Origin of the sequence: Streptosporangium sp. NPDC001681 (genome assembly GCF_040298085.1) — a bacterium.
Classification (GTDB): Bacteria; Actinomycetota; Actinomycetes; order Streptosporangiales; family Streptosporangiaceae; genus Streptosporangium.
In genome coordinates this window covers 121,326-133,579 of record NZ_JBEOZN010000001.1, presented here as the reverse complement: position 1 = coordinate 133,579, position 12,254 = coordinate 121,326, and the positions used below count along the sequence as shown (strand labels likewise).

Here is a 12,254-nt window from a genome sequence, read left to right as displayed (position 1 = left end):
ATATGAGACGTGCCGGCGCGATTCTCACCCTGTTTCTCGTGTCCGGCCCGGTCGCCGGCTGTGGTGCCCACTCCCCGGCGGCCGCGCCGGGCCACCATCATGAATCCCCGGCACCGGTCGCCCCCACCGCCCCCGCCGCCACGCCGGCGGCCGGTTTCAACACCACGGACACCGCGTGGCTCCAGTTGATGATCCCGATGGACGAGCGGACGCTGCCCCTGCTCGACCTCGGCGCCGAACGCGGGCACGACCCGGCGGTACGGCGGCTGGCCGCCCGGATCAGGAAGGCCCATCTGGCCGAGCTCGAACGCCTCAGGGAGATGCTGGGCCGTACCGGCCTGCCCGCGACGAACGTGCACGAAGGGCATGACATGCCGGGTATGGTCACCGCCGCCGATCTGGCGGCGCTGAGGAAGGCCACCGGTCCGGCCTTCGACCGGCTCTTCGCCGACCGCCTGCGCGAGCACCTCGACCAGTCGGCCGCGGTAGCCCGCTCCGAGCAGACCGCCGGTGCCGACGAGGGGACGAGGGCTCTGGCCGCAGCCGTCGAGCGGGCCCGCGCCGCCCAGAGCGATCTGCTCGACGGCATCCGCTGACCGGATCCCCGGGGACACCGTCGCGCCGCCGTTTTTGGACATTGACAGCGCGCTGACGTCGTGACGTACTGGAGAGCGCTCTCCAAGAGTGATCTACAACAGTGATCTCCAACGGTGAAGGGAAACCACGTGAGCATCGACGAGTTCGACCGGCTGGTGGAGAAGCTGGACCTGGAACGTAAGGTGCGGCTGCTCACCGGGGCGACCGTGTGGTCCACCCACGCCGAGCCGGGCATCGGACTGCGGGCCATGGTCACCTCCGACGGCCCGGTCGGTGTGCGCGGGGAGGGCTGGGACGAGCGGAGCACCTCGCTGACCCTGCCGTCGGCCACCGCACTGGCCGCGACCTGGGACGAGGATCTGGTGGAGCTGCTGGGTGGGCTGCTCGCCGCCGAGGCGCGGCGCAAGGGCGTGGACGTCCTGCTCGCCCCGACGCTCAACCTGCACCGCTCGCCGCTCGGCGGGCGCCACTTCGAGTGCTACTCCGAGGACCCGCTGCTGACCGGCAGGATCGGCGCCGCCTGCGTCCGGGGAGTCCAGTCCGGCGGGGTGGCGGCCACCGCCAAGCACTACGTCGCCAACGACTCCGAGACCGAGCGGCTCACCCTCGACGCCCGCGTCGAGGAGCAGGTCCTGCACGAGCTGTACCTGGCGCCGTTCGAGGCCGCGGTGCAGGCGGGCGTCTGGGCCGTCATGTCCGCCTACAACGGGGTGAACGGGACCACGATGTCGGAGAGCCCGCTGCTCACAGACCCGCTCAAGACGATGTGGGGGTTTGACGGGGTGGTGGTGTCGGACTGGGGAGGCGTCCGCTCCACCGCCCCCTCGGCCCGCGCCGCGCAGGACCTCGCGATGCCGGGGCCGCAGGGCCCCTGGGGAGAGGCACTGGTGGCCGCGGTGCGCGCGGGCGAGGTACCCGAGGCCGCGATCGACGACAAGGTACGGCGCCTGCTCAGGCTGGCCTCCCGGGTCGGCGCGCTGGACCTCGGCTCCGCCGTCCCGCCGGAGCCCGCGGAACGGGAAGACCACGGCCCCGCCCGCGCGCTGCTGCGCCGGGCCGTCGCCGCGAGCACGGTGCTGCTGCGCAACGAGGGGTCGCTGCTCCCGCTGGACCCCTCGCGGCTGCGCAGGGTCGCGGTGCTCGGGCCGAAGGCCGCCGTCGCCAGGATCCAGGGCGGCGGCAGCGCGGGCGTGTACCCGATGTCCGTCGTGTCGCCCCTCGACGGCATCCGCGAGGCGCTGTCCGGCACCGCGGAGGTGCTCCATTCGCCCGGCCCGCACCTCGACGACCGGCCCACCCCGCTGGGCACGGAGAACGCCCGCAACCCGCTGACCGGTGAACCAGGCGTCCTGGTCAGGCTGCTGGACGCCGGGGGCGCGGAGATCCACGCCGAGCACCGGCTGACCGGCCGTGTCCTGGAACCGGCGCGGATCGACGCCGCGGCCACCGTCGAGATCCGCGCGCTGCTGAGCCCGGAGACGGACGGTGCCTGGGAACTGGCGGTGGCCGGATGGGGGCACGTGCTGCTGGAGGTGGACGGCCGCGTCCTGGTGGACGAGGAGGTGGAACGCGACACCGACGACCCCGCCACCGTGCACCTGTCCCCGCCGTACCGGCGGGTCAGGGTCCCGATGGCCGCGGGCAGGGAGGTGGAGCTCGTCTCCCGGCGGCGGCTCGACCCCGGCAGCGGGATCGCCTCGGTCCTGGCCGCCGACCCGTCCCGCCGAGCCGACGAGGTGGAGCTGGCGGCCGCGGTCGAGCTCGCCGGGACCTGCGACGCCGTCATCGTCGTGGTCGGCTCCACCGAGGAGATCGAGAACGAGGGCGTCGACCGCACCCACCTTGACCTGCCGGGACGCCAGGACGAGCTGGTCCGCGCGGTGGCCGCGGCCAACCCGGCCACCGTCGTGGTCGTCAACTCCGGCGGCCCCATGATCCTGCCGTGGCGCGAGGAGGTGGCGGCGCTGCTGCTGAGCTGGTTCCCCGGCCAGGAGTACGGGCACGGCCTGGCCGACGTCCTGTTCGGCCGCGCCGAGCCCGGCGGCCGGCTGCCCACGACCTGGGCGGAGCGGGCACTCGTCTCCACGGCACCCGACGGCGGGACGCTCGCCTACGCCGAGGGCCTGGACATCGGCTACCGCGGCTGGCTGCGGCAGCCCGAGCCACCCGCGTACTGGTTCGGGCACGGGCTCGGCTACACGTCCTGGTCCTACGACAGCCTCACGCTGCCCTCGGAGGCCGCTCCGGACGGCTCGCTGTCGGTCCGGGTACGGCTGCGCAACACCGGCGAGCGCGCCGGGCGCGAGGTCGTCCAGGTCTACCTGTCCCGGCCGGAGACGGGCGTGGCCCGTCCCGTGCGCTGGCTGGCCGGCTACGCCCTGGCCGACGCGGGGCCCGGCGAGGTCGTCGACGTCACGGTGGACATCCCGGCGCGGGCCTTCCAGCACTGGTCGGCCGAGCACCACGCCTGGCGGGCCGAGGAGGGCGCCTTCACGGTGCTCGCCGGACGCTCGGCCGCCGACCTGCCGTTGAGCGTCGAGGTGCTCGCCGGCGAGCAGGCACCGACCCCGCGGAAGCCCTCGGGAGAGCGCTCTCTCGCTGTGCTATAAAAGCCTTCTGACGTACTCCCCACAGCTGAGGCCGGGGGTCTTCACGCTTAAGGAGAGGTTATGGGCGAAGGCCTGCCGCGGGTGTCGGCACCCCCCACCCTGGAGGATGTGGCACGGGCGGCGGGGGTCTCCCGGGCCACGGTCTCGCGCGTGATCAACGGAATTCGCAATGTCGATCTCGCGATCCAGGAGAAGGTCAGGCAGGCGATCGCCCTCACCGGCTACGTGCCCAACCAGGCGGCGCGCTCGCTGGTCACCCGGCGGACGGGGGCGATCGCCCTGATCGTCTCCGGGGCCGGCGGCGACGAGGAGAACCCGTTCCCCGGCCATGTCTTCGCCGACCCGTTCTTCGGGCGGGTGGCCGGGGGGGTCGTCGGTTTCCTGCGCCCGCTGGGCATCTACCCGATCCTGATGTTCGCCGACACCCCGGAGAGCCGCGACCAGGTCATCGCCTACCTGCGCCAGGGCAACGCCGACGGGGCCATCCTGGTCTCCATCAGCGCCGAGGACACGCTGCCCAGGCTGCTCGCCGAGGCCGCGCTGCCCACCGTGCTCTTCGCCAGACCGGCCAGGCCGATCCCGATCAGCTACGTCGACGTCGCGCACCGGGCCGGGGGCAAGCTGGCCGCCGACCATCTCGTCGCCCGGGGCTGCCGCCGGCTGGCGACCATCTCCGGCCCGCTCGACGTCCCGGCCAGCCAGGACCGCCTGGCGGGCTTCCAGGAGGCGATGGCCGTCCACGGCCACCCCTACATTCCCTGCGTGGAGGGCAACTTCACGCTTGCCAGCGGCGAGGCGGCGATGGAGCGGCTGCTCGCCGAGCACCCCGACATCGACGGCGTCTTCGCGGCCAACGACCTGATGGCCCAGGGCGCCCTGCTGGTGCTGCGCCACCACGGGCGCCGGGTGCCCGACGACGTGGCCATGGTGGGCTTCGACGACAGCAGCGCGGCACTGGTCTGCCGCCCGCCGCTCACCACGGTCCGCCATCCCGTCGAGGACATGGCCGCCGAGATGGGACGGCTGCTGCTGGCCCACATCGAGCAGCCGGACCACCCGGTGACCTCACGGATCTTCGAGCCGACCCTGGTGATCAGGGAGTCGGCCTGATCCCGGAGGCCGGTAGGGCGGCGAGGGGGAGTGAGACGGCCGTGGTGGCCGCCTCCGCCGGTTTGGCGGGGCCTGCCTACCGGTCGGCGAGGGGGGTGATCGCCTGGGCGGACGGCGCGTGCTGGGGGCAGCCCGGCGGGGGGCCCATCGTCTCCGAGCGCGAGATCACCGTGAAGGAGGCATCAAGGTGGGTGAGCTTCAGCAGCCTGAGAACCACGGGTGGCGCTCCGGCCAGGAGCAGCGGGGCGTCGCGCTCGCGCGCGTACCGCTTGATACCGATCAGCGAGCTCAGGCCGCAGGCGTCGATGAAGGTGACCCCGGAGAGGTCGATGATGACCGTGCCCTGGCAGGCGTCGATGGCTTCCTGCACGCAGTCGGACAGCTCCGGCCTGGTGGCCAGGTCGAGCTCGCCGGCCACCGTGATGACCACGAAGCCGCTCGCGTGTTCGCTCGTGAGTTGAAGTGCGTTCATCGCCCACTTCCCTGCAGGCTCACGTGAATGTACGTATCCGGCCGGGGAGTGTCACTCTGACGTCCGGCCTCAGCTCGTCCTCCCGATCGCGTCTTGCCCGGCGCGAAGATGGATGGACGATCTGAAGCCACGATACTCCCTAACGGTGCGAACCATCGCTTTCCGTGATCGTGTAGCTTCGAAGCGAAGTGTAGATGCCTACCCGTATATGTGCCAGCTATTCGAGGAAACAGTTTGCCGGTGGCGCGCGTCGGCCTTCGGCCGGAGGGCTCGAAAAGGGTTGGGAGGGTGCTGCGAGAGTTGCGGAAGAGGAGGGTGAGCCGGCCGGGAAAGCTGCTCTGAGCTGGGGTGATTCAGTTCGTCGAGTGGCTCGGGGTCAGCGCGTCCAGCGCCTCGCGCAGGCTGCCGCGTACCTCGAAGTGCCGGTCGAGATTGGTGATCGTCAGCAGATGGGTGATCATGCCGGGACCCACCACCAGGATGAGGCGGCAGCGGGCCTCCCTGAGCCGGGTGAGGGTGCCCACCAGGACGCCCAGCCCCACCGAGTCGCAGAACGGCACCCTGGTCAGGTCGACCACCAGACCCGGGAGGCCGGCACCGTCCAGGACGCGGTCGATCTCCGCGCGCAGCCGGGGAGCGACGGCCAGGTCGAGCTCGCCTGTCGCCCGCACGACCGCGCAGGGACCGCTGCGCCACGTCTGAACATCAAATGTCGAGATCACGGTCACCACCTCCGTGCCCCGCTGACTGCCCAAGCCGAAGATTGTTATGCGCAACATCACTTTTTGCAGATGTTCTCCGTGGCCGTCCTCGCCGTTGGGGTCGCCAAGGGGGAGGCGGTCGGAGTCGCCGGTGCGGTCGTCTCCTTCACGGTGACCTTCTTCGGCGGCGCGTGTTTCAGGCCGACGACCACCTCGATCGCGTCACCCAGGCTCTCCACCCGGCGCGACTCCGCGCCGGGTAGCGCGGCGGCGACGGTGCGCGCCGAGTCCTCGCGGCCCGGGCCGTACCGGACGACCGTCCTTTCGAAGCCCTTCTGCGGGGTGTTGCCGGCCGCCTCGGGCACCAGGAATCCGACCTTCTGCAGCTCGGTCCTGGTCTGCGCGCCCAGCCCCTTGATCGTGGTGCCGTTGAGAACCCTGAGGGAGATCCGCGCGGGCGGTACGGTCAGCGCGGGAGCCGTGGGGGAGGCCGAGGCGCTCGGGGTGGGCGTGGACCCGGCGGGTTTGGTCGGCTTGACGAGCGTCTCGTCGGCGGCGATCCGGCGGAACAGCTCCTTGGCCGCGTTCTTGTCCCAGAGCACGGCGGACTCGCCGGTCGGCGTCCGGTAGTCGACCTCGGCGAGCGGGACCGTGGCGAAGGCCACGTCGTCCGTGGAGACGTCCTTGAGCTGGTTGGCCAGGCCGAGCAGGTCCTTGCGGAGCGCGTCGTCCACCCGGACCGTGTCGAGGGCGGTGTCGACGAACGAGGCCAGCCTGATCGGGTTGGTGAGCGTGTCGCCGCTGAGTGCCTGGTTCAGCAGCGCGGAGATCACCTGCTGCTGGCGGTCGATGCGGTCCAGGTCGGAGCGGGCGGTGGCGCGGGTTCGGGCGTAGGAGAGGGCCTTGACGCCGTCGAAGGAGTAGGTGCCCGGCTCCAGGTTGAGTGCGGTCTTCGGGTCGTTGATCGGGACCGGTGTGCAGACCGAGATGCCGCCGAGCGCGTCGACCACGTTGATGAAGCCGAGCACGTTGACCTCGACGTAGTGGTGGAGGGTCAGGCCGGTGGCCGCCTGCACCGTGCGGGTCGCGAGCTTCGGGCCGCCGAGCTGGTAGGCCGCGTTGATCTTGTGCTGGCCCTTGCCGGGGATCGTCGTCCAGGTGTCGCGGGGAAGGCTGACCACGGTGACCCTGCGGTGGTCCTCCGACAGGTGGATCACCATCATGGTGTCGGTGCGCTCGCCGCTCTCGCGGCCCAGCTTGAGCTGGTTCTGCTGCTTGCGGGTGAGGTCGTCGCGCCTGTCGACGCCGACCACCAGGATGTTCATCGCGCCGCTGCTCGGCCGCGACCCCTGCAACCCCGCGTCGACTGACTTGATCTTTGTCGTCGCGTAGTTCGTCAGCGCCCACGTCACTCCGGAGCTGCCCAGGACCAGGCACGAGAGCGTTCCCGCGATGACGAGACCGCGTCGCCTGGTGCGGGCACCCCTGGCTGACCTGCGGTCACGTCTCGGGTTCAATCGGACGCTGCCGTAGGCGTCGCCGCCCACGTGCACACCCGAATCCTCATGCGGGTCACGCATGCATGGCCCCCTAGGCTCCTGCTGGGTCGATGAGGTACCCGTTCGTACAGTAGCGTGAGCGACGCCATGAAGCAGTTCCCCGACTCGCCCGCGCCGGCGTCGTCTTCCGAGACACGTGTCTGGCCTCCGATCTCCATCGTCATCCCGGTGCTGAACGAGGAGCGCCATCTGCGGGAGGCGGTGCGTCAGGTGCTGTCGCAGCGGTACGAAGGACCGATCGAGGTCGTCCTCGCGATCGGCCCCTCCCGCGACCGCACCCAGGAAGTCGCCGACGAGATCGCCGCCGACGACCCCCGCGTGATCGTGGTCCCCAACCCCACGGGCCGGACTCCCAACGCGCTCAACGCCGCCATCGCCGCGTCAAGCAACAAGATCATCGCCAGGGTGGACGGCCACGCGATGCTCCCCGACGACTACCTCCGGGTCGCGGTCGAGACCCTTGAGGAGACCGGCGCGGACAACGTGGGCGGCATCATGGACGCCGAGGGCGTCACGCCGTTCGAGCAGGCCGTGGCCCGCGCGATGACCTCCAAGATCGGTGTCGGCGGCGCCAGATTCCACACCGGCGGCACCGCGGGCCCGGCCGACACGGTCTACCTCGGCGTGTTCCGCCGGGAGGCTCTGGAACGGGTCGGCGGCTACGACGAGCACTTCCAGCGGGCCCAGGACTGGGAGATGAACCACCGCATCCGCGAGACGGGCGGCCTGGTCTGGTTCCAGCCCCGGATGCGCGTCTCCTACCGGCCGAGGCCCAACCTCAAGGCCCTCGCCAAGCAGTACTTCCACTACGGCCGCTGGCGCAGGGTGGTCGCCCGCACCCACGAGGGCACGATCAACCTGCGCTACCTGGCGCCGCCGCTGGCCGTGCTGGCCATCCTCGCCGGCCTGGTGGTCTCCCCCTTCCTCTGGCCGGGCCTGCTGATCCCCGGCGGCTACCTGGCGGCGATCCTGGCCGGCTCCGTGGTCACCGGCAGCGGCCTGCCGCCCCAGGCGCTCATCCGGCTGCCGCTGGTCTACGTCACCATGCACATGTCGTGGGGTTGGGGTTTTCTGACCAGCCCGAGGAGGCTCGGCAAGCCGGGCTGACCCACTTCACCGGGGCGGGAACCGGTCAGGGGCGGGCATCGACCACCTGACCGGTGACGCCGGAGGCGAGCACGTCCAGCGAGGTGCGGGCGACGGTGCGCGGGGCGTCGCTCCGCCCGGGAACGACGCAGTTGACCCGTACTCCGTAGAAGGCCCATTCCCCCGCCAGCGCCCGGGTCAGACCGGCCACCGCGGCACCCGCGGCGGAGCGCAGGCTGTCATCGGCGCCCTCGACCCGGGCGGGGGCGTGGAACAGCAGGTGGCCCCGGGTCTCGCGGAGATGGGGGAGGGCGGCCCTGGCGATGTTGACCGGGCCCAGGTGGTGCACGTTCATGCTCTCGGCGATCGCGGTGTCGTCCACCGCGTCGAGCCGGCCCGAGGGCGCGGCCCCCGGGGCGTTGACCACGTAGTCGATCCCGCCCGTCTCCTTGGCGGCGTGGGCGAGCGCGTCGGCCACGGCGCCGGGGTCCTCGACGCGCACCCCTTCGAGCGCCCCGGAGAGGTCGGACGGCCCGGGGAAGCGGAACACGCGGGCGCCGTGCTCTCCGGCCAGCTCCGCCACCTCGGCGCCCGCGCCGAAGACCACCACGGTCCTGCCCTCCATCGCCTCGCGCAGGGCGGAGGCCGAGGCGGGGGGAACGTCGCTCGCGGCGAGCCGCAGGAGCGTGTCGGCGATGAGGAGGTCCACCGGGTGGGTGACCTTCATGTTCCGCTCGCTGCCGGTCACCACGTGGATCGGCACCTCGGGCAGGTAGCGCAGCACCACGCCGCAGTCGTCGGTGGGCGGCCGGTCGCCGAAGCCGGGGTCGGCGAAGGCCCGCTGGTACGCCTCGCGGATCACCGAGAGCCGGAAGCACTGCGGGGTCTGGACGCGGCGCAGGGTGGCACGGTCGGGGACGTCACGAACGATCTCCCCGTCCGGCCCCTGCGAGGTCACCACGATCGTGTCGGAGCTCGGGATCGCCACCTCGACGGCCGAGCAGGTCCTCAGCGCCTCGACGCAGTCGGTGATGATCCTCCTGTCCGCCAGCGGGCGTACCGCGTCGTGCAGCAGCACGTCGCACTCCTGGGGTCCCAGGGCCCGCAGCGCCCGCCAGGTGGTCTCCGGGCGGCTCTGGCCGCCCTCCAGGACCTGGGTGACCTTCGCGAAGCCGTTCCGCTCGACGATCCGCTCCACCTCCCCGGTGAAGCCGGGCGCCATCAGCACGATGACCTCGTCGATCTCCGGCGCCTCCTCGAACAGGGCGAGGGTGTGTTCCAGGATCGTCCGGCCCGCTATCTCCAGCAGCTGCTTGGGGGTGCCGAGGCCGACGCGCCGGCCGACGCCGCCTGCCAGGACCACTCCGACGGTTCGAGGACGCGGTTCACGTTCGGCCAAGATCAGATTCCTTTGACAGTTCGGGTATGGCGAGCGTAATGGGTGCGTACCCGATCGTCCGGCGTGCTCCCGTGCTATCCCGTCAAGATCTAGCTACCCTGAGTGCGCACTCCCCGATTCGTACGGTGATCCCGTCGGATACGAAGGAGCCCGGATTGCCTGACTCTCACGCCGCCTCCCAGACGGCCGCGGTCGTGCTCGCCACCACCGAGGCGTCCGCCCTGCGCTGTCCCGCCGGAACGCTGCTCGACAGGCTGACCGGACAGCTTGCCACACTCTCGGTGCGGGAGGTGCACGTGGTGGCCCGCTCCAGCGACATCATCCACGCGCCCGGCGGCACCCACATGATCGGCGCCGAGGGGTCGCGGGGGCTCGCCGACGACCTGCGCAGGGTCGCGAAGGTGGCTCGCTCGTCCATCGGCCCCGTGCTGCTGGTCGCCGGTGACCTGGTGGCGCACACCGAGGCGCTGGCCATGCTCACCGAGCATCCGGCCCGTGACACCCGCGCGCTGGTGAGCGAGGGCGAGAGGGCCGCGCCGGGGCCGTCACGCCCGCCGGTCAGGATCGACGGCGGGAACGTGGTGGCCGCGGGCACCTCCTTCCACGAGGTGGGCGAGGCGGACGGCACCTTCAGGGGCGCGCTCCAGGTAGGAGTGTCCGACCTGACGCGCCTCGCCGAGGCCGCCGAGACGCTCGCCGAGCTCGCCGAGGCGGGCGGCTTCGGCCCGATGGACGGCGGCGAGGCCCCACAGCTGCTCCTGGTCGGTCTGGTCCGCGCCGGTGTCCCGGTGCGCGCGGCCGGGCTCGGCCGGCTGCACGGCGACCGGATGGCCGAGCAGGCGGACGTCGACTCGGCGGTGCCGAGGCTGGCGGAGGTCGACGAGGCCGAGGCCCGGCTGGACGGCGCGGTCAAGGCCAACGACGGCTTCTTCGCCACGTACGGGGTGAGCTCCTGGTCCAGGCACCTGGTGAAGCTCGCCGCCAGGCTCGGTCTGACGCCGAACGCGATCACCGGCATGTCCGTCGGCCTGGCCGCGCTCGCCGCGGTCTGGTTCTCCACGGGCACCCGGCAGGCCCTGATCGCCGGGGCGATCCTGCTCTACCTGTCGTTCGTGCTCGACTGCGTCGACGGCCAGCTCGCCCGCTACACCCGTGCCTTCTCGCCGTTCGGGGCCTGGCTGGACGCCACCTTCGACCGGGTCAAGGAGTACGTCGTCTACGTGGGACTCGCCTTCGGGTACGCGGCCGGGCTGGAGGCCACCGGCGGCGGACCCGACGGCATCTGGGGGCTCGCGGTGGCCGCGATGATCCTGCAGCTGCTCCGGCACATGATCGATTTCTCGTACGCGGGGGCGCGTGCCGACGCCGCCCGGGTGGGCGCGGCCTGGGCCAGGACGCCGGGCTCGCCGGGTGACCCGGCCGATGACGCCAGACGGCCGGTGCCGCTCCGCGAGCCGGAGCGGCAAGCCGCACCGGTGGGTACCGGTGCCGTGCGGGCCGCGGACGGCGGGGCCGAGCAGAACACCGGGAGAGCGGCCGGGGACGGCGACGGGCCGGGTACGGGCAACGCGATCGTGCGGCTCTCGCGGACCATGGAGAAGGCGTCCCCCACCCGCTGGTTCAAGAAGATCATCGTGCTGCCCATCGGGGAGCGGATGGCCCTGATCGCGGTGACCGCCGCCCTCTTCAACGCCCGGGTGACCTTCGTCGCGCTGCTGGTCTGGGGTGGGATCGCCGCGACCTACACTCTCGCGGGCCGGATGGGCAGGTCGTTGAGCCGGTGACCGGAGACGGTGGGCGCGCGGCAGGGCGGGGTGGGCCCGCCACGAGACGGGAGACTCCGGCGTGGACGGGGGCTCCGCCGGGGCGGCGGTTCCCGCCATCGAGTCGGCCGGTCGCGGGATCGGCCGGGCCTGCCACGGGGCGGGCGGTGTCCGTCGCGGGGCGGGCAGGAACGGTCGGGCTTTTCGCGGGGCGACTGGGAAAACGGATGTGATCATGGTTTCTGTGCATATGGCGCCGGTGCCGCGTAGTGCCGTGGTCGCCTACCGGGACGACGGGGTGCCGTCGAGGGCCATGGGCGCACTGGTCGCCGGGCAGCTGCCGCCGCTGCCGCCCGCCATCGTCGGGATGTTCGTGACCGGGGTGCTGCTGCTGGTCGGTGTGGCCGGCACCGACGGGCTGGCGGTCTTCGCCCCCGCGGTGGCGCTGCTGCTCGCCGGTCCGGGCAGCTCCCACCCGCACGACGGCCGGCTCGACTGGCTGGTGCCGCCGATCCTGCGTCTCACCGAGTACGGCTTCGTGGCCTCGGTGGGCTTCGCGCACGACGTGCCGCCGTGGCTGATCCTCATGCTGCTCGGCGCGATGGCCTTCCACCACTACGACGTCGTCTACCGCCTCCGGCAGCGGGTCTACCCGCCGACCTGGCTGGCCACATCCGGCCTCGGCTGGGACGGCAGGATGCTGCTGGTCGCCCTCGGCGGCCTCGCCGGGCAGGTCACGCTGGTGTTCGTGCTGCTCTCGCTGTACCTGTGGTGCCTTTTCAGCTGGGAGAGCATCACCTGCTGGCTGGCCGCCCCGAGGTTCGGGATGGACGCGGCCGACCTCGGCGCACACGATTGAGAACACCCGGCAAACCCTCAATTACACGATCAGGGCCTGAAGGCAACTAACCTTTGGGGCCTAGGAGTGCCCGCCGGGAGGCTCTCACCCGAATGAGGA

10 protein-coding genes are annotated in these 12,254 nt (G+C 71.9%); 6 read left to right on the top strand and 4 right to left on the bottom strand.

The window, feature by feature from the left end:
* Positions 1 to 2 precede the first annotated feature (2 nt).
* The 3 genes from ABT130_RS00555 to ABT130_RS00545 all read left to right on the top strand — a co-directional run bounded on the left by ABT130_RS00555 (position 3) and on the right by ABT130_RS00545 (position 4,316).
* Positions 3 to 596 (top strand): DUF305 domain-containing protein, encoded by a 594-nt coding sequence (locus ABT130_RS00555; RefSeq protein ID WP_350951659.1) that lies wholly within the window; start codon positions 3 to 5, stop codon positions 594 to 596.
* 129 nt (positions 597 to 725) lie between these two features.
* Positions 726 to 3,206 (top strand): glycoside hydrolase family 3 C-terminal domain-containing protein, encoded by a 2,481-nt coding sequence (locus ABT130_RS00550; RefSeq protein ID WP_350951657.1) that lies wholly within the window; start codon positions 726 to 728, stop codon positions 3,204 to 3,206.
* Positions 3,207 to 3,266: 60 nt separating this feature from the next.
* Positions 3,267 to 4,316: a LacI family DNA-binding transcriptional regulator gene (locus tag ABT130_RS00545; RefSeq protein ID WP_350951655.1), complete on the top strand. Its 1,050-nt coding sequence runs from the start codon at positions 3,267 to 3,269 to the stop codon at positions 4,314 to 4,316.
* Positions 4,317 to 4,392: 76 nt separating this feature from the next.
* Here the strand turns inward: ABT130_RS00545 and ABT130_RS00540 are convergent, their stop codons facing one another.
* The 3 genes from ABT130_RS00540 to ABT130_RS00530 all read right to left on the bottom strand — a co-directional run bounded on the left by ABT130_RS00540 (position 4,393) and on the right by ABT130_RS00530 (position 7,069).
* Positions 4,393 to 4,788: an STAS domain-containing protein gene (locus ABT130_RS00540; protein ID WP_350951653.1), complete on the bottom strand. Its 396-nt coding sequence runs from the start codon at positions 4,786 to 4,788 to the stop codon at positions 4,393 to 4,395.
* Between the two features lie 353 nt (positions 4,789 to 5,141).
* Complete coding sequence (locus tag ABT130_RS00535) at positions 5,142 to 5,510, bottom strand: STAS domain-containing protein (protein ID WP_350920698.1); 369 nt, start codon at positions 5,508 to 5,510, stop codon at positions 5,142 to 5,144.
* 56 nt (positions 5,511 to 5,566) lie between these two features.
* The gene (locus ABT130_RS00530; RefSeq protein ID WP_350951652.1) at positions 5,567 to 7,069 is read right to left on the bottom strand and encodes an LCP family protein; all 1,503 of its coding nucleotides are present in this window, start codon (positions 7,067 to 7,069) and stop codon (positions 5,567 to 5,569) included.
* 66 nt (positions 7,070 to 7,135) lie between these two features.
* Between ABT130_RS00530 and ABT130_RS00525 the strand changes: the two genes are divergently transcribed.
* Positions 7,136 to 8,155 (top strand): glycosyltransferase family 2 protein, encoded by a 1,020-nt coding sequence (locus tag ABT130_RS00525; RefSeq protein WP_350951737.1) that lies wholly within the window; start codon positions 7,136 to 7,138, stop codon positions 8,153 to 8,155.
* Positions 8,156 to 8,180: 25 nt separating this feature from the next.
* Here the strand turns inward: ABT130_RS00525 and ABT130_RS00520 are convergent, their stop codons facing one another.
* Positions 8,181 to 9,533, bottom strand: a complete 1,353-nt coding sequence (locus ABT130_RS00520; protein WP_350951651.1) for an SDR family oxidoreductase — start codon at positions 9,531 to 9,533, stop codon at positions 8,181 to 8,183.
* Between the two features lie 155 nt (positions 9,534 to 9,688).
* Here ABT130_RS00520 and ABT130_RS00515 point away from each other — a divergent pair, with 155 nt between their 5' ends.
* Positions 9,689 to 11,317, top strand: coding sequence for a CDP-alcohol phosphatidyltransferase family protein (locus ABT130_RS00515; RefSeq protein ID WP_350951650.1), 1,629 nt, complete (start codon positions 9,689 to 9,691; stop codon positions 11,315 to 11,317).
* A 214-nt stretch (positions 11,318 to 11,531) separates the two neighbouring features.
* Positions 11,532 to 12,155, top strand: a complete 624-nt coding sequence (locus ABT130_RS00510) for a DUF5941 domain-containing protein (RefSeq protein ID WP_350951649.1) — start codon at positions 11,532 to 11,534, stop codon at positions 12,153 to 12,155.
* Positions 12,156 to 12,254: the final 99 nt, after the last annotated feature.

What these genes read in the sequence shown, in the direction of transcription:
- ABT130_RS00555 (WP_350951659.1), top strand. Translation starts at nt 3, where the DNA reads ATGAGACGTGCCGGCGCGATTCTCACCCTGTTTCTCGTGTCCGGCCCG.
- ABT130_RS00545 (WP_350951655.1), top strand. Translation starts at nt 3,267, where the DNA reads ATGGGCGAAGGCCTGCCGCGGGTGTCGGCACCCCCCACCCTGGAGGAT.
- ABT130_RS00540 (WP_350951653.1), bottom strand. Translation starts at nt 4,788, where the DNA reads ATGAACGCACTTCAACTCACGAGCGAACACGCGAGCGGCTTCGTGGTC.
- ABT130_RS00530 (WP_350951652.1), bottom strand. Translation starts at nt 7,069, where the DNA reads ATGCGTGACCCGCATGAGGATTCGGGTGTGCACGTGGGCGGCGACGCC.
- ABT130_RS00525 (WP_350951737.1), top strand. Translation starts at nt 7,136, where the DNA reads ATGAAGCAGTTCCCCGACTCGCCCGCGCCGGCGTCGTCTTCCGAGACA.
- ABT130_RS00510 (WP_350951649.1), top strand. Translation starts at nt 11,532, where the DNA reads ATGGTTTCTGTGCATATGGCGCCGGTGCCGCGTAGTGCCGTGGTCGCC.